Raw genomic sequence first — 16,183 nt, 5'->3', positions numbered from 1 at the left:
CCCCGTCCCGGCGGCCCCGTCCCGGCGGCCCCGGGCCGGCGGCCCCGGGCCGGGCCCGCGGGGGCCGGGATGGGGTCACTCCTCGGGGAGGGCCAGGCGGCGCAGGAGGGGCAGGGCCTCGTCGAGGGGGACCACGCGGAAGAACTCCGCATCGGCGGCCTCGACGGCGGCGATCGCCCGCGGCGCCAGCTCGGCGCCCGCCTCGGTCACCCGGAGCCGTTTGGCCCGGGTGTCGGCCGGGTCGACCTTCCGCTCCACGAGGCCCTTCTGCTCCAGGGCCCGCAGCACCTGGGAGGTCATCTTGACGTCCGTGCCCGCCTGGCGGGCCAGGGCCTGCTGATTGGGGTGTTCGCCCTGGCCGTTGAGCCACCAGGCGCAGGCGAGCAGAACGAACTGCACGTGGGTGATGCCGATCGGGGCCAGGGCCGCGGCGATGTCGCGCTGCCAGCGCAGCGTGGCGTGCCACAGGAGGAAGCCGGGGCTGTCGGCGGGCCGCAGCGCCATCAGCGCGCCGCCCCGCCGGCCTGGTTCGCCTCGGTAGCCTCGGCCAGCCGGGTCAGCGCGGCCATCGTGTCCGGCCAGTCGGCGGTGATGCCCGGCCCGATCTCGGGGCCGGCCTCGTCCGCGCCCGGTCCCGAGATCTCCATCCGGTAGGTCACGCGGATCCGGCCCTGACCGGCCGGGTCGACGCGGTGCAGGGTACGCAGCAGCAGGCCCCCGAACCGGGCCTCGTCGACGAACAGTTCGCCCTCCACGGCCTCCACGATGAGCAGCGGGATCGGGTCCTCGCCGGGCGGGGTCATGGTGATGCGGGTGCCGACCGCGAAGGGCCCGTCGATCTCGATCTTCTCGATCTCGGAGTTCCAGTCCGCCCAGCGCTCGACGTCGGCCCAGAGGCGCCAGACAGAGGGGGCGGTGGCGGTGGTCTCGACGCTGTGCTCGTACGTCCACATGGTGCGGTCTCCCTCAACGGCTGATGTTCTGTCCATAGACTATCTCCGCGTGGACTATCTGTCCACAGGTGGCCCCGGGATGCCTCCGGCCCGCACAGGCGAGGGGCCCGCGGCGCGCGCTGCGCCACGGGCCCCTCCAGGTGCTGCGATGTCTCCGCTAGCCGCCGTACGGGCGGGTGATGATCTCCATGCCGTGACCGTCCGGGTCCGGGAAGTAGACCCCGCGCCCGCCGTCATTGTGGTTGATCTCGCCCGGGTGCTTGCCGTGCGGGTCGGCGAAGTACGGGATGCCCGCCGCCTGGATCTTCTCGAACGCCGCGTCGAACTCCGCCTCCGAGACGAGGAACGCGTAGTGCTGCACGGTGATGGACTCGGCGGTGCTGGTGGCGAAGTCCAGGGTGACCCCGTTGGCGGTGGACACCGGGACGAAGGGACCCCACTCGGGGCCGACTTCGAGGTCGAGGATGTGCGCCAGGAATTCGGCGGACTCCCGGTTGTCACGGGAGTGGATGATCGTGTGGTTCAACTGGACCGACATGGGTGAATGCCTCCGCAAGGCACGTCACGGCACCTCCATGCCTCACCCGGTCGGTGACCGACACGCGATGCCGTGCTCGTGATCCTAATCAGCCCGTCCGGGCGGAGTCCACCGATTTCGCCGCATGCGGCCCGCCGGCCTCACGCCCCGCCGTACACCTCCTCGACGTTGTCCCGCGCGGGGCGGCTCCGCCCGGCCGGTCCCGCCGCGAAGACCCGCAGCAGGTTCTCCGTCACCCGCGTGGTCAGCGCGCCGGCGCGGGCGTCCAGGCCGTGGTTGGCGCCGCCGTGGCCGTCGCCCGAGGCGTCGAGGGCCTCGACCCAGCGCATCGTGCCCGTCGCGAACACCCCCGCCCCGCCGGGCACGGTGTAGTAGGCCGAGTCCTGGTGGCTGGGCCGTCCCTCGCACACCACCGGGGAGTGGGCCAGGATCTCGATCGGGCGGGGCGTCGGGAAACCGGTGTTGACCTTGTCGTACTCCACGCCGACCAGGTGCGCAAAGCTGTCGCCTGCCTTCGCTCCCGTTCCCTCGAACAGCCAGTGGCCCGGGTTCGTGACCACGTACGGGGCGTCCACCGGGTACCCGTCGTAGATCACGCCGAGCAGGGAGCTCTCGGGGTCGGCCGCGGGCGGTGAGCGGAAGTCGACCGTGGCCGGATGGCCCCGTTTGAAGCCGGGGTCCTGGTCGTAGGAGGACTTGTAGCAGACGACCGTACGGTCCGGGCCCAGGTCCGAGGCCTCCAGCCGGATCCGGCGGAAGCAGCAGTTCGCACCGAGGACCGCGATGTTGGTGCCCGCGTCGCGGGCCGCGGTGAAGTGCGCGCGCTGCTCGGGCGACCAGTACTCGTCGTGGCCGAGCGAGAGCACCGCCGACGCCCCCTCCAGCAGCCGCTTCTCCCGCGCCACATCGGTGGTCGTCGCGTACGCGAGGGGTATCCCGAGCCGCTCGGCCAGCGCGACCAGCGGTGCTTCGTAGACGAGGAACAGCCCCGCGCCTTCGTCGTACTCGTACGGCCGGTCGAAGGTCACGGCGAGCGAACGCGAGGCGTAGCCGCCGCTCAGGCCGTCGTAGCTGCCGTACCCGCCCCACCGGTTGTACGCCTGCCAGGTAGCCACCGCGTTGACGATCACCGTCCGGCCGGCCGTCGCCGCCGAGCGGACGGTGACCGGCACGAACCGCTGGCCCTCGCCGCCCTGCGCGTCGAGTCGCAGCAGGTAACAGCCCTCCGGCCAGCCCTTGGTGTCGACCGAAGCGGTACGCGGCCACCGGGTGCGGACCGTGCGGGTCCCGGGTTCCACCGTGTGCTCCGGCTGGCGGACGCCGGGCAGCGCCTCCGAGCGCCACACCAGGCGGGCCCGGGCCCCGCCGTACCAGCCCATCCGGTAGGCGGAGACGGTGAACCGCGGCGCGGTGGTCGACACGTGCAGTCCGAAGGACTCGCCGGGCAGGACCGACACCCGGTCCGCGAAGCCCTCGATGGCGCGGGCCGGACCGGCCTTGGTCACGTGCCAGTCGGCGTTGCCGGGCCGGGCGTTCTCGGCCTTCACGTCGAACCCGGCCCCCGGTGCATGCGCCGACGCGGAGCCGTCCGGCTTCGGCCCCCGGTCCGCCCCGGTCCCCTTCAGGGTGTCACCGTCACCGGTACCGCAGCCGGCCACCGCGCCGATTCCGGCGACCGTGGCCGCCCCCGTCGCCATGGCGAGAAAACGCCGCCGGCCCGCACCCTCGGCGCCGCCGGCTGTGTGCTCCTGATCCATGCGGGCACGTTATGTCACCCGGGCCGCCTTCCCGGCACCGCGTGGGACATCGTGTCCTCCGGACGAAGCAGGCAGGTGGAACAGGCCTCGGGCGAGGACCGGTCGGGGGTCAGCCCGTGACGTGGAACTCGTTCCCGCCGGCGTCGAGGAACTCGCCGGGTTCCCGGTCGCGGCGGGTGACCTCCAGCCGCAGCCTGTTCCGCCCCTGCTTCGGCGCCGCTGGCGGCCCCATCACCAGTGAGACCGGGCTGGTGGGTCTACGGCGAAGCCGGACGCCCCAGTCGTGGGACTCGACCGCGTGCCAGTCGGCCCGGGACTGCCAGAAGGCCGGCTGCGCGCGGCGGTCTTCCTCGGCGACGTCGAGGCAGATCGCGACGAGGCCGGAGTCGGCGAGCACACCGGGGTGGCCGGGACGCAGCACGCAGAACTCGTTGCCCTCCGGATCGGCCAGCACGTCCCACGGGACGTCCCCCTGGCCGATGTCGACCCGCCTCGCACCGAGCCGGAGCAGGCGCGCCACCTCGGCTTCCCAGTCCGGCCCCCCGGCCAGGTCGAGGTGGAGCCGGTTCTTGCCCGCCTTCGGCGTTGCCGTCGCCGCGAACCGCAGCCGCAGACCGCCCGTCCGGCCCTGCGCCGCCTCCTGCCAGAAGCGGTCCATGCGCGTGACGTCCAGTGCGTCGATCACGATCCCGGTCAGCATCCCGTTCCCCCAAGCCGTCGAATCCGTCGCCCGATGATTGTCGCCGCCGCTCGCCTAACCGAGGCCCACACCCGATTCCCCAGCGCACCCCGCGACCGCCCCTGCGCGTCGCATCGGCTGCTCGCGCTGCCCCTGCCCCTGCCGCTTCGTTCCGACCGAGGGCCTCACCCGATCGACCCGCCCGATCACCCCAGTCGTACCACCACCTCCTGGCTCGCACCGGCGGAGGCCGTGAGGTTCCCGAACCCGAGCCGCAGCCGCGGACCCGTCACGGCCGAGAGCAGGCTCGGCGGCCCCGACAGGACCGCCACGACGGGCCGGCCCCACACCAGGTCCAGCGCCTCCACCGCCCGGGCCGGGTCGGCGACGCACACCGTCGCCGTGCCGTCCCCCCGCTCCCGCACCGTGACCGAGCACGGAGCACTCGCCTCCAGTGGACCCGCCACCCCGGCCCGCCAGAAGTTGATGCCGGTGAAGCCGAGGGAGCCCACCGCCACCCCTTGGGCCGCCTCGTCGTTGGCGAGGACGGTCATCCACCCCGACGCGGCGGCCCGCGCCCCGGTCCGGTCCGCCCCGGCCCCCGGGAGCAGCTGGTAGGCGTAGCCGGCGCCCGCCGGGTCCGTGCCGTGGTCGTACCAGAGGGTGAGGTAGCGCCGGGTCAGCGCGGTGGTGGAACCGCCCCGGTTCACCTCGCTCCAGCGGCCGGTGCGCGCCTCCCGCAGGGCCCTGAAGTTTCCCGGGCCGTGCAGAACGTACCCGCCGAAGCCCGCCAGATGCGCCCACCCCGGGGCGGGGTACACCCCCGACCAGCCCTGCCCCGAAGGCTGAACGGTCCCGTTCACCGTCAGGGGGTGGCCGCCGGCCGCCCCCAGATTGCGGTTGTCGACGACCGTCTCGACCACGACCCCGTCCGAGGCGCGGATCCCCGACCCCAGGCAGACCACCGTGTCGGCCAGGAAGAACCACGACTTCCGGGCCTCCAGGGTGCTGCCGAGGCCCCGCAGGTGCTGGCCCACCGACGCGAACTCCCCGTCGGTGCTCCCGCCCACCCACGCCGCGTCGGGCCGCGGTGCGCCCCAGTCGCCGCCCGCGCCGTCGGCCAGGGCCTTGCGCGCCACCGTGGTGCCGGGCAGCCGGTACGGGTCGACGGTGGGCCAGAAGGCGTCCGAGTACTGGCCGTTGCCGTACGAGGACCCCCACCAGGCGAGCATTCCGCTGCCGGTGTGCCAGCCGCGCAGGTTCTCACCGTTCCCCGTCTCGTAGTGGGCGATGCGCCGCGAGGCCAGGGAGAGCGAGGCCGCCCAGCCGGGCCGCCGGTGCGTGGCCCGGTCCATCGAGAGGAACAGCCGGTGCCCGACGGGTTCGGGCAGCGCCGCCACCGAGACGTCGGCTTCGAGCTCGGCCAGCGCCGCGAGCGAGCCCAGCCCGAGGCTGCGGTCGGCCGCCGGGGGGCTGTAGGAGGCCCGCGCCGTCCACCCCTTCACCAGCCCTCGCCAGCGGGTGCGTTCGGCCGGACTCGCCCCCTCGGCGAGCTGCAGGACCGCCGCCAGCAGCGCGTGCCCCCGGGTGTGGTCGTCCTGCTGTACCTGCCGGGCGTCCAGGGCGGCGATCCCCCTGCTGACCGCCCGCCCGGACACGCAGTCCATGGCCAGCCCGTTGAACAGGAAGGGGGCCCAGGCCCGCTCCACCGCGTCGAAGACGATCCGCGCCCCCGGATCCTTGACCTCCCAGGGGGTGCCCTTCAACAGTGCGAGCAGCAGCCCCAGACCGCCCAGGAGCACCGCGCCGTAGGTCCCCGTGTACGGCACCCAGGTGTGCTGGACGAACGACCCGTCGCGGTAGAGCCCGTCCCCGCCGGTGACGTACGGGAAGACCGGCGCGAGCGCCTCCCCGGCCAGGGCGGTCTTCGCCGGATCCGCGCCCACCACCCCGCGCACGGCCAGGACCCGGCACAGGTCGACCCGGTTGGCCCCCGTGCTCGTCCCGCCGTAGGCGGCCACGGCGGAGTCCGGCACGAAGTGGTCGACCGCCGCACAGAACGCGGCGAGCCGGTCCGGCGTCAACTCCCCGTACAGCAGCACGCACATGTCCAGCAGCGCCTGGGGCGCCCCGATCTGCCAGCAGAACCAATTGCCGTAGCGCACCTGGCCCGCGTGGTACACCTGCTCGTGCATCCCGTCGAGGCCGCCGAGCAGAGCCGACAGCAGCGCCGCGTCCCCGGTGAGCCCGGTGCCCGGCCGGACATAGGCCTCCGCCATCGTCCGCAACCGGTAGTAGCTCTGCATCATCTTCTCGGGATCCGTGGCGAACCCCAGGTCGGGCCAGAGCGAACCGGGTGCCGGGGCCATCGCGGCGGCCCACCCCCGCGCCGTCTCCCCGAGCTCGGTCAGCCGTGAACGGAACGGCTCGGCGGTCGCCGGGAACCCGCCGCCCAGCACCAGGTGCCGCCAGGCCGCGCGCAGGGCGCCCCAGTCCACTGCCGCGGCTGTGGCACCCGCCCGTACGGCGGGTTCCCCCAGCGGCAGCGCGCCTGCGCCCGCCGCGGCGAGGAAGGCGCGCCGACTCCACACGTCCGTCATCGCATGCTCCTTGTCCGATCCCAACCGGCCCCGTCGGACCGGTCTCCCGTCTACGTTCGCCGTGACCCGCCGTGACCCGCCGTGACCCGCCGTCACTCGACGTGCTCGCGGTAGCGGTCGATCACCTCGCGCAGCACCTCGGCGCCGTCGCGGGCCCACAGCCCCGGATGGAAGATCTCCACCTCCACCGGCCCCCGGTAGCCGGCCGCGTCCGCCGCCTCCCGGAAGCCCCGCAGGTCGACGCAGCCGTCGCCCAGTTGCCCCCGACCGAGCAGCACCCCCTCGGGGAGCGGGGTCACCCAGTCGGCCACCTGCACGGACACGATCCGCCCGGCCTCACCGGCCCGCCGCAGGTCCGCCTCCAGCCGCTCGTCCCACCACACGTGGTAGGAGTCGGCCACCACACCCACCTGGTGCGCCGGATACCGCTCGGCGATGTCGAGGGCCTGGCCCAGGGTGGAGACCACGCAACGGTCGGCCGCGAACATCGGATGCAGCGGCTCGATCCCCAGACGCACCCCGTGCCCCGAAGCCCAGGGCGCCAGCTCGTCCAGGACGCCGACGATCCTGCGCCGTGCCTCGGCCAGATCGCGCTCGCCCTCCGCCAGCCCGCCCGCGACCAGCACCAGGGTGTCCGCCCCCAGCTCGGACGCCTCCTCGACCGCACGCCGGTTGTCATCGAGCGCGACGGCCCGGCCAGCCCGGTCGGAGGCCGTGAAGAAACCGCCGCGGCACAGGGAGCTGACGCGCAGTCCGGAGCCGGCGACCAGTTTCGCCGTCTCCCGCACCCCGAAACGGCGTACGGGGTCCCGCCACAGCCCCACGGCGCCCACCCCGGCCTTGGCGCACCCGGCCACGAGTTCCGGCAGTGACCACTGCCGGACCGTCTCCTGGTTGAGGCTCAGCCGGTCCGGCGCCCCGGCCCGCTTCACTGGCCCGCTCCGTGCGCCGCGAGGAGCTCGCGCATCCTGTCGGCGGCCAGCTCCGGATCGGGGAACAGGCCCAGCAGGTCGGCCCGTTCGTACGCGGTCGCCAGGTGCGGGAGCGAACGGGCCGACTGGTGCCCGCCCAGGAGCGTGAAGTGCTCCTGATACCCCGCGAGCCAGGCCAGCAGGACGATCCCCGTTTTGTAATGGCGGGTCGGCGGGGCGAACAGGTGCCGGGCCAGGTCCACCGTCGGATCCAGCAGTGCCCGGAATCCGGCAGGGTCCCCAAGGTCGAGGGCCTGGGCCGCGCGGGCGGCGATCGGGGCGATCGGGTCGAAGATCCCCAGCAGGGCGTCGCTGGCCAGCTCCCCGTCACCGGCGATCAGCTGCGGATAGTGGTGGTCGTCACCGGTGTAGCAGCGCACGCCCGTCGGGAGCCGCCGTCTGATGTCGCACTCCCGCTCCGCGTCCAGCAGCGAGATCTTGATCCCTTCCACCCTCTCCGGGCACTCGGAAAGGATCTTCAGTACGACGTCCGTCGCCTCGTCGAGGTCGTCGTGGCCCCAGTAGCCCTTCAGCTCGGGGTCGAACATCGGTCCCAGCCAGTGCAGGACGACCGGACGGGTGCTCTGCCGCAGGAGTCCGCCGTAGACCTCCAGATAGTCCTCGGGGGAGCGGGCCGCGGCGGCCAGGGCACGAGAGGCCATCAGGACGGCCCCCGCACCACAGGACTCCACGTGCGCGAGCTGCTCCTCGTACGCGGCGGTGATCGCCGCCAGCGGGTAGGGGCGCCCCGCGGGAAGCTGGTCGGTCCCCGCGCCGCAGACGATGCGGCCGCCCACGGTCCGGGCGTCGGCCGCCGAACGGCGGATCAGCTCCGCCGCGGCGGGCCAGTCCAGGCCCATGCCCCGCTGGGCGGTGTCCATCGCCTCGGCGACCCCGAGGCCCAGCGCCCACAGCCGGTGTCGGAAGGCGAGCGTGGCTTCCCAGTCGACCACCGGGCCACCCGCCTCCGGTGCCGGGCCCGGTGCCGTGGACACGTGCGCGGCGGAGTAGAGGACGCGGCTGCGGGCCGGACCGCGGGTGAACGGCCCGAGCGGAAGCCGCGACGGCCGGTGCAGACGGAACCCGCCGTGCGTCGAGGGGAGCCGGATCCCGTTCACAGCACGACCTCCGGCACCGGCAGCCTGCGGCCCTCGGCGCTGGAGCGCAGCCCGAGGCGGGCCAGTTGTACCCCCCGCGCACCCGCCAGCAGGTCCCACCGCCAGGGTTCGTCCCGCACGACGTGGCGCAGGAAGAGCTCCCACTGGGCCTTGAAGGCGTTGTCCGCCGGGCTGTTGTCCGGTACTTCCTGCCACTGCGCCCGGAACGGCTCGGTCTGTGCGAGATCCGGATTCCACACCGGTTTCGGGGTCGAGGCCCGGTGCTGGACCCGGCAGCCGCGCAGCCCCGCCACCGCCGACCCGTGCGTCCCGTCCACCTGGAACTCCACGAGCTCGTCGCGGTGGACCCGAACGGCCCAGGAGGAGTTGATCTGGGCGACGGCTCCGCCCTCCAGCTCGAAGATGCCGTACGCGGCGTCGTCGGCCGTGGCCTCGTACGGTTTGCCGTCCTCGTCCCAGCGGCGGCCGATGTGGGTGCGGGTGAGGGCCTGCACCGTGCGAATCCGGCCGAACAGCTCGTGCAGCAGGTACTCCCAGTGCGGGAACATGTCGGCGACGATGCCTCCGCCGTCCTGCTCACGGTAGTTCCACGAGGGCCGTTGCGCCGGCTGCCAGTCGCCTTCGAAGACCCAGTAGCCGAACTCGCCGCGCACGGACAGGACCTCACCGAAGAACCCGCCCTCGATCAGCCGCCTCAGCTTCAGCAGGCCCGGGAGGAACAGCTTGTCCTGCACCACGCCGTGCTTGACCCCCGAGGCCGCGGCGAGCCTGGCCAGCTCCAGCGAGGACTCGAAGGTCAGGGCCGTGGGTTTCTCGCAGTAGACGTGCTTCCCGGCGGCGATGGCCTGACGGACCGCCGTCTCCCGGGCGGCGGTCACCTGGGCGTCGAAGTAGACCTCCACCTCCGGGTCGGCCAGTACGGCCGTCAGATCAGTGGAGACGTGTTCCAGGCCGTGCCGCTCGGCGATGGCCCGGAGGGCCGGCTCCCGGCGCCCCACCAGGACGGGCTCCGGCCACAGCACCGTCCCGTCCCCGAGGTCCAGCCCGCCCTGTTCCCGCAGGGCCAGCAGGGAGCGGACCAGATGCTGGCGGTACCCCATCCGCCCGGTCACGCCGTTCATCGCGATCCTGATCGTCCTGCGTTCCATGGTGTCCGCGTCCCTTCGTTCCGGTCGTTCCTTCTCGATAGAAAGCGCTTTCTGTTCCACCAGGCTAGAGCCGCTCACCTCCGCGACACAACACACGTTCGAGTGATAGAAAGCGCTTGCCCAATCGGTCAGAATGGAGATCCGCACACCGGATGAGACGATGACCCGGACGAACGGCCGGGACGAGGAGGAGGGGTTCGAGATGGCGGTGACTCTTGCCGAGGTCGCGGCGCGAGCGGGGGTGTCGTCCGCCACGGTCTCCCGCGTGCTCAACGGCGGATACCCGGTGGCCGGCGGCACCCGCACCCGTGTGGAGCAGGCCGTGGAGGAACTGGGCTACATCGCCAACGCCCCCGCCCGCGCGCTGGCCGCGGCCACCTCCGATCTGGTCGGCGTGCTCGTCCACGACGTCGCCGACAGCTTCTTCGGCATCCTCGCGGGCTCGCTGCAGAGCGCGCTCGATCCCGCCGGGCCCGGGGAGGCGCGAAGACTGGCCGTGGTCTGCAACACGGAGGGCGACCCGGACGCCGAGACCGCCTACCTCGGGCTGCTGGAGGGCCAGCGGGCCGGCGGAATCGTCCTCACGGGCGGGGCCGCCGAGGATCCGGACCACACCGCCGCGCTCGCCGCACGCGTCTCCCGGATGGCGGCCGCAGGGACGCGCGTGGTCCTGTGCGGGCGCCCGCCGTTGCCGATGCCCCCCGCCCTGCCCGTCGCCACCATCACCTTCGACGACCACGGAGGTGCCTTCCGCCTCGCCGAGCACCTGCTGACGCTCGGCCACCGGCACATCGCCTACCTGGCGGGCCCGCCGGGACTGAGCACCACCCGGGAGCGGCTCGCCGGCCACCGGGCCGCCCTGGGGCGGCGGGATCCGGACCGGTCCGACGCCTGCGCCGCGCTCACCGTGCACGCCGGCTTCGAGCGCTCCGCGGGCTATGACGCCGCCCGCGAACTGTTGCGCCGGGGAAGACCGTTCACCGCAGTGGCCGCCGCCAACGACACCGTCGCCGCTGGCGCCGCCGCCGCCCTGCGCGAAGCGGGCCTGCGGATCCCCGAGGACGTGTCCGTCGCGGGCTTCGACGACCTGCCGTTCGCCACCGACACCGCGCCCGCCCTCACCACCGTCCGGGTGCCGCTGCGCGAGGCGGGCGTGCTCGCGGCGCAGCTGGTGACCGGGCGGCGGGCCCTTCCGCCGGGGGGCATCACCACCCTGCCCACCGAACTCATGGTGCGGGGCTCCACCGCCCCGCCTCCGGCCCGACGGAGGAGACCGTGAGGTACGCCTTCTCCACGCTGGGCGTGCCCGGGACCTCCCTCGCCCGGAGCGCCCGGCTGGCGGCCGAGCACGGATACGACGGCCTCGAACTGCGGGCCCACTCCGAGGAACCGCTGCATTGCGGGAGTCCTCGCGCGGACCGGGCGGCCGGGCTGCGGGCCGTCACGCGGGCCGGGGTGAGCGTCCTCGCGGTGGCCGGATACGCGAGGGTGGCGGCGGCCGGGGAGGACGGGTCGGTCCTCGCCGAGCTGCGGGACATGGTCCGGCTCGCGGCCGATCTCGAAGCCCCGTACGTCCGGGTCTTCCCCGGCGGGGGTGATCTGCCCGAGGCCGAAGCCGACGCCCACGCCGTCCGTCGGCTGTGCGCGGCGGCTCCCTTCGCGGCCCGGCACGGAGTGCGGATCCTGCTGGAGACCCACGATTCGCACCGCACCGCGGCCGCCGCCGCCCGGGTGCTGGACGCCGTCGGACACCCCGGCGCGGGCGCGCTGTGGGACGTGCTGCACACCTGGCTGGGCGGCGAGGCACCGGCCGAGTCGAGCCGGTTGCTGGGAACCCACCTCGGCTACCTCCAGGTGAAGGACGTGGCATCCGCGCGGGAGCTGACCCCGCTCGGACTCGGCGCCGGAGTGCTGCCGCTGGCCGAGGCGGTGGCCCAAGCGCCTGTCGGGGGATGGCTGTGCTGGGAGTACGAGAAGCGCTGGTACCCCGAGGCCGCGGAACTGGCCCGAGGGCTCGCGGGAGGACGGGAGCACCTGGTGCGACTGGTGGCCGCGGCCGGTCAGGCGGAGTGGGCCAAACGGCCCGGGTCCACGGGGTAGCGGAAGTCCTGGCCGCGCGCGTAGCGCTCCAGCTCCTCGACGGCGCTGGTCGCCAGCCGGTCCAGCTCACCGCCGAGCGATCCGGCGACGTGCGGGGTGAGCAGTACGTTCGGGAGGTTGAAGAGCGGCGAGGTGGCCGGCAGCACCTCGGGTTCGGTGTGGTCGAGCACGGCGTGCAGCCTCCCGGCGACCAGCTCCTCGGTCAGGGCCGCCGTGTCGACGAGCGCGCCCCGCGCCGTATTGACGAGGGTCGCGCCGTCCGGCATCAGGGCCAGCCGGGAGGCATCGAGCAGGTGGCGGGTCTGCGGGAGCGCCGGGGCGTGCAGGCTCACCACGTCACTGCGGCGCAGCAGTTCGTCCAGCGGGCAGAGCTCCCCGCCGAGAGTGGCGACCTCGGCGGCGTCGGCGTACGGATCGTGCACGAGGACCCGCAGGTCGAAGGGGCGCAGCAGTTCCAGCACCCGCCGTCCGATCAGGGAGGCACCCACGAGCCCCACGGTGCGCCGGTAGTTGCCGACCTCCGGGTAGCGGCGCAGCAGGTCCACCGGCCCGCGCAGGGAGCGGTAGGCGTGCGCGGATTCCAGCACCCGCTTGTTGGCGAACAGGATCGCGGCGAGCGTGTACTCGGCGACCGGTACCGCGTTGGCGGCGGCCGCGCTGGAGACCAGCAGTCCCCGCTCCCAGCAGGCCGGGGTGACATGGTGCTTGACGCTCCCGGCGGAGTGGACGACGGCTCGCAGCCGCGGCATCCGGCGCAGCGCCTCCTCGTCGAGCGGCGGGCAGCCCCAGCCGGTGAACAGCACCTCGGCGCGGGCCAGCCGGCCGCGGAGCGACGGGTCGTCGTCCCGGGCGAAGTCGCTGATCAGCAGCTCGGGGTCGACATCGGCGACGCGCAGCAGCTCCGGCAGGACCCGGCGGGTCAGAACGGCCTCGCGGGTGGCGGGGCTCATGGCGAGCACGGTGGTGGGCCGGGAGGAGAGGTCGGGACGGGTCACTTGACGGCTCCTGCGGTGAGCCCCGGGCGCCGGACGCGCCGGTGGCCGGGGAAGGTCGGCGCGAGGGGGACATGAACGGGCCGGAGGCCGGACTCAGTGGATGGAGCCGTTCGACGTGCAGCCGTTCCGGATGGCCGTGCGGGTGAACAGGGAGATCGTCACAAAGCCCGGCCGCGGCTCGGGGAACGACACGTGGGTGGGGACACGGAGTTCACCCGCACCGTCCTGCGGGTCGCCCGTCGTCGCGATGTCGGGTGCGGTGCGGCCCTCGACCGCGTGGGCGGGGCGGGGGCGGCGAAGCTGCGCGACATGGAGCGGCTCCTACGGGCGACCGCGTGCGGCGACGGGCGGGAGAACGCAGCCATCTTTTGTGCGGGCTCCCGCACCGTCAAGAGCGAACGCGAGAGCCGATCGATACGATCACTTCGCAGTGGTCATGCCCGGACGTTCAGGCGGGGGAGCGGTTCCAGGTACCGGCGCGGGCCCTCGTCCCCGGCCGGCCGGTCCGGCAGCAGGTCCGCCGCCCGCGCGCCCAGCTCGTACTTGGCGGGCGCCACCGCCGACGGCGGTACGTCCACCGGCCCGGCCACCTCGTCGGCGTAGGCGATCACGGCCGGGTCCTCGGGTACCCGTACGCCCCGAGCCCGGAGCCCCGGGACGAGCACGATGGCGTCGGTGTCGTTGTGGATCAGGGCGGCCGTCACCCCACCCGTCATCACCGCGGCGGCGAAATGGTCCGGGGTCCGTGCGAGCCGGTTCGCCACCGGCAGCCCGCCCGGCCCGGAACCCGCCCCGGTTCCGGGGCCCGCCGCGGCGTCCACGGCCCCCTCTTACCCGGCGGCGCTCCCCTCGGCGCCCACCGGCGGCCACGTCGGCGTCGGCTCCATTCCGAACGGGGCCAGGGCCGCCTCGTACCCGGCCCGCAGCCGCCGTCGGCGTCTCCCGGCCGGCCGGGACGGTGCGCCGGTGGCCCCGCTCCACCGGATGCCGTACCGCCCGGGCCGCGCCGTGCGCATGGTCCGACCCCACCCCGTCGGGCGCCGCCGCCGGATGCCCGGGCGGCGCCGAACGCTCCACCAGCACCACCGGCACCGGCAGCGCCCCCGTCCAGGCGCCCTCCCCCGGGGCCGGCACACCGGCGTTCGAGCCCGGGGTCAGCAGTAATCCGTCGGTCCCGGTCGACGGCAGCCGGTCCGCCCGCGTCCGGTCCTCGCCCGGCAGGTACCGCGTCAGCCCCAGGGTCAGCGATGAGCCCCGTGCCCCGACCACCTCCCGAGCGCCCTGCAGGACGCCCGCGAAGCAGTACCCGGTCGTCGGCACGACCATCCCGGCCACCGGCCCCACACCCGTGCGGGAGCTCACGGCCCCCTCCGTGCCGCGTCCCCGCCTGCCCACCCGGCTGATCACCCCGTGCGCCCCGGTGGATCTCGCCCCGGGCCGCCATGGCCTCGATGTCGCGCCGCAGGGTCACGGGGGAGACCCCGAGGTCCCCGGCCGGCTCCGTCACCCGCACGCTGCCGCGGGCCCGCACGATCGCGAGCACCCGCGCCCGCCGCCGGTCCACATGTGCCCGCACGTCGTCGCCCTGGCGCCAGGTCGCCAGGCGGTCGGGTACGGCTCCGCTCCGTCGGTGCCCGTCATGACAGGCAAACGAAACGATCGGTTCGATCGATCGCGCTCAACTCTCGTGGGCGGACCAGACCGTTCATGCGTCGGCGAGCTGTGGCAGGCCTCGGTCCGGCGTCATGGAGCGGTCCCGGCGGTCCGGTCGCCGACCGTTGCCCCGTCATACGGTGTTCACGCCCGCCGGGCTCGAACACCGGGGCGGGCAAGGCCTCTTGTGCCTAGACTGCGAACCGATCGATTGATCATGTGTCGGACGAGCGTGGAGGCAGAACCCGTATGCGTTATCTCCCCCTGGGCAGTTCCGGGCTGAAGGTCTCCGCCGTCGGCCTCGGCTGCAACAACTTCGGTGGCCGTCTCGACGCCCAGGCCACCCGCTCCGTCGTCGACGCCGCTCTCGACGCGGGCATCACCCTCCTGGACACCGCCGACATCTACGGTGGCGCCGGCGGCTCCGAGACCCACCTCGGGCAGGCCCTCAAGGGCCGCCGGGACCAGGTGGTCCTGGCCACCAAGTTCGGCTACGACGACGTCGACATGGGTTACGGGCCCGCCGCCGGATCCCGGGGCGGCCGCGCCTACATCCGGCGCGCCGTCGAGGAGTCCCTGCGCCGCCTGGACACCGACCACATCGACCTCTACCAGCTGCACAGCCCCGACCCGGCCACCCCCGTCGCGGAGACCCTCGCCGCGCTCACCGAGCTCGTCACCGAGGGGAAGATCCGGTACATCGGGCATTCCAACCTCAGCGGGTGGCAGCTCGCCGAGGCCGCCCACGTGGCCCGCGAGACCGGCGCGGTCCCCTTCGTATCGGCACAGAACGAATGGTCCCTGCTCCAGCGTTCCGCCGAGCGGGAACTGGTCCCGGCCGCCCTGCACTACGGCCTCGGCGTCCTGCCCTACTTCCCGCTGGCCAACGGCCTGCTCACCGGCAAGATCCGCCGCGGCGCCCCCGTCCCGGCCGGCTCCCGCCTGGAAGGGCGCGACTCCTACGTCACCGAGGAGCGTCTCGACACCGTCGAGGCCCTGGCGGCGATCGCGGAGAAGTACGGGCGCACCGTTCTGGAGCTCGCCATCGGCTGGCTCTCCGCCCGGCCCGGCTGTGCCTCCGTCATCGCCGGCGCCACCTCCGCCGAGCAGGTACGCGCCAATGCGGCGGTGGCCGACCGTCCGCTGGAGGACGGGCTGCTGGCCGAGATCGACGCCGTGGCGGGCCTTCCGGCCTGACGGCAGACGGCCGCTCCGCGCGCCCGCCCAGGATCACCAGGGTGCCCGGCGCGCGCTGCGGGCCCCCGCCCGCCCCCTCCTGCACAGTGCCGGACAGAACGGGAACGGGACCGCGACGACGGTGGCAGCGGCCCGGCGGCGGAGGGAACGGAGCCACGGTGGACAGGGCCAGGCGGGACAGGGCCGAGGCGGACCGGTCCGAGGCGGACCGGTCCGGTCCGGCCAGGGCCGATGTGGAAAGGGCCGGAGCCGACAGCGTCCGGGCGACGGAGACGGGACGGCGGGCAACCCTGGCGGCCCTCGGCGCGGCGGGGATGACGACGGCGCTCGCGGCCACGGGACTCGCCCGCGCGTCCGGCGCGAGTGCGGCGGCTCCCGCGCCGGGCGCGGCTCCCCCGGCCCCGGCCCGCCGGCGGCCGCGCCCCCCCCCCCCCCCGCACGCCCCCCCACCACACCACACCACCACCCAACCCC

General features: G+C 74.2%; 15 protein-coding genes. 3 read left to right on the top strand and 12 right to left on the bottom strand.

Going from position 1 to position 16,183, the window contains the following annotated elements:
• Positions 1–75: 75 nt before the first annotated feature.
• From ACEPPI_RS36415 to ACEPPI_RS36375, 9 genes are all read right to left on the bottom strand, one after another.
• The gene (locus tag ACEPPI_RS36415) at positions 76–504 is read right to left on the bottom strand and encodes a MarR family winged helix-turn-helix transcriptional regulator (RefSeq protein WP_373919543.1); all 429 of its coding nucleotides are present in this window, start codon (positions 502–504) and stop codon (positions 76–78) included.
• Entirely contained in the window at positions 504–953 is a 450-nt protein-coding gene (locus ACEPPI_RS36410) for an SRPBCC family protein (RefSeq protein ID WP_373919542.1), read from the bottom strand. Before ACEPPI_RS36410 ends, ACEPPI_RS36415 begins: the two co-directional genes overlap by 1 nt.
• A 157-nt stretch (positions 954–1,110) precedes the next feature.
• Positions 1,111–1,491, bottom strand: coding sequence for a VOC family protein (locus ACEPPI_RS36405; RefSeq protein WP_373919541.1), 381 nt, complete (start codon positions 1,489–1,491; stop codon positions 1,111–1,113).
• Between the two features lie 140 nt (positions 1,492–1,631).
• Complete coding sequence (locus ACEPPI_RS36400; protein ID WP_373919540.1) at positions 1,632–3,248, bottom strand: N,N-dimethylformamidase beta subunit family domain-containing protein; 1,617 nt, start codon at positions 3,246–3,248, stop codon at positions 1,632–1,634.
• Between the two features lie 109 nt (positions 3,249–3,357).
• On the bottom strand, positions 3,358–3,948 hold the full coding sequence (locus tag ACEPPI_RS36395) for a VOC family protein (protein WP_373919539.1): 591 nt from the start codon (positions 3,946–3,948) through the stop codon (positions 3,358–3,360).
• Between the two features lie 185 nt (positions 3,949–4,133).
• Positions 4,134–6,527: a polysaccharide lyase 8 family protein gene (locus ACEPPI_RS36390; RefSeq protein ID WP_373919538.1), complete on the bottom strand. Its 2,394-nt coding sequence runs from the start codon at positions 6,525–6,527 to the stop codon at positions 4,134–4,136.
• 92 nt (positions 6,528–6,619) lie between these two features.
• Positions 6,620–7,459 carry a sugar phosphate isomerase/epimerase family protein gene (locus tag ACEPPI_RS36385; RefSeq protein WP_373919537.1) on the bottom strand — a complete coding sequence of 280 codons (840 nt, stop codon included), beginning with the start codon at positions 7,457–7,459 and terminating at the stop codon, positions 6,620–6,622.
• Positions 7,456–8,616, bottom strand: a complete 1,161-nt coding sequence (locus ACEPPI_RS36380) for a dihydrodipicolinate synthase family protein (RefSeq protein ID WP_373919536.1) — start codon at positions 8,614–8,616, stop codon at positions 7,456–7,458. Before ACEPPI_RS36380 ends, ACEPPI_RS36385 begins: the two co-directional genes overlap by 4 nt.
• Positions 8,613–9,764 (bottom strand): Gfo/Idh/MocA family protein, encoded by a 1,152-nt coding sequence (locus ACEPPI_RS36375; RefSeq protein WP_373919535.1) that lies wholly within the window; start codon positions 9,762–9,764, stop codon positions 8,613–8,615. The genes ACEPPI_RS36380 and ACEPPI_RS36375 overlap by 4 nt, the downstream gene beginning before the upstream one ends.
• Positions 9,765–9,966: 202 nt before the next feature.
• On the opposite strand from ACEPPI_RS36375, the gene ACEPPI_RS36370 reads away from it, so the two are divergent.
• Together ACEPPI_RS36370 and ACEPPI_RS36365 are read left to right on the top strand one after the other, a co-directional pair.
• Complete coding sequence (locus tag ACEPPI_RS36370) at positions 9,967–11,043, top strand: LacI family DNA-binding transcriptional regulator (protein WP_373919546.1); 1,077 nt, start codon at positions 9,967–9,969, stop codon at positions 11,041–11,043.
• Positions 11,040–11,864 carry a sugar phosphate isomerase/epimerase family protein gene (locus tag ACEPPI_RS36365; RefSeq protein ID WP_373919534.1) on the top strand — a complete coding sequence of 275 codons (825 nt, stop codon included), beginning with the start codon at positions 11,040–11,042 and terminating at the stop codon, positions 11,862–11,864. Before ACEPPI_RS36370 ends, ACEPPI_RS36365 begins: the two co-directional genes overlap by 4 nt.
• On the opposite strand, the gene ACEPPI_RS36360 is transcribed toward ACEPPI_RS36365, so the two are convergent.
• The 3 genes from ACEPPI_RS36360 to ACEPPI_RS36350 all read right to left on the bottom strand — a co-directional run bounded on the left by ACEPPI_RS36360 (position 11,825) and on the right by ACEPPI_RS36350 (position 14,366).
• On the bottom strand, positions 11,825–12,814 hold the full coding sequence (locus tag ACEPPI_RS36360; RefSeq protein WP_373919545.1) for a hydroxyacid dehydrogenase: 990 nt from the start codon (positions 12,812–12,814) through the stop codon (positions 11,825–11,827). The genes ACEPPI_RS36365 and ACEPPI_RS36360 overlap by 40 nt on opposite strands.
• A gap of 479 nt (positions 12,815–13,293) precedes the next feature.
• Entirely contained in the window at positions 13,294–13,680 is a 387-nt protein-coding gene (locus ACEPPI_RS36355) for a substrate-binding domain-containing protein (RefSeq protein ID WP_373919533.1), read from the bottom strand.
• Positions 13,575–14,366 (bottom strand): hypothetical protein, encoded by a 792-nt coding sequence (locus ACEPPI_RS36350; protein WP_373919544.1) that lies wholly within the window; start codon positions 14,364–14,366, stop codon positions 13,575–13,577. The genes ACEPPI_RS36355 and ACEPPI_RS36350 overlap by 106 nt, the downstream gene beginning before the upstream one ends.
• A gap of 395 nt (positions 14,367–14,761) precedes the next feature.
• Here ACEPPI_RS36350 and ACEPPI_RS36345 point away from each other — a divergent pair, with 395 nt between their 5' ends.
• On the top strand, positions 14,762–15,709 hold the full coding sequence (locus ACEPPI_RS36345) for an aldo/keto reductase (protein WP_373919532.1): 948 nt from the start codon (positions 14,762–14,764) through the stop codon (positions 15,707–15,709).
• The last annotated feature ends 474 nt before the right edge of the window (positions 15,710–16,183 follow it).

Source organism: Streptomyces sp. AB3(2024) (genome assembly GCF_041862025.1).
In the GTDB taxonomy this organism is placed as follows: Bacteria; Actinomycetota; Actinomycetes; order Streptomycetales; family Streptomycetaceae; genus Streptomyces.
Note: the sequence above shows the minus strand (reverse complement) of the source record. Positions and strands in the feature narration are given on the sequence as shown.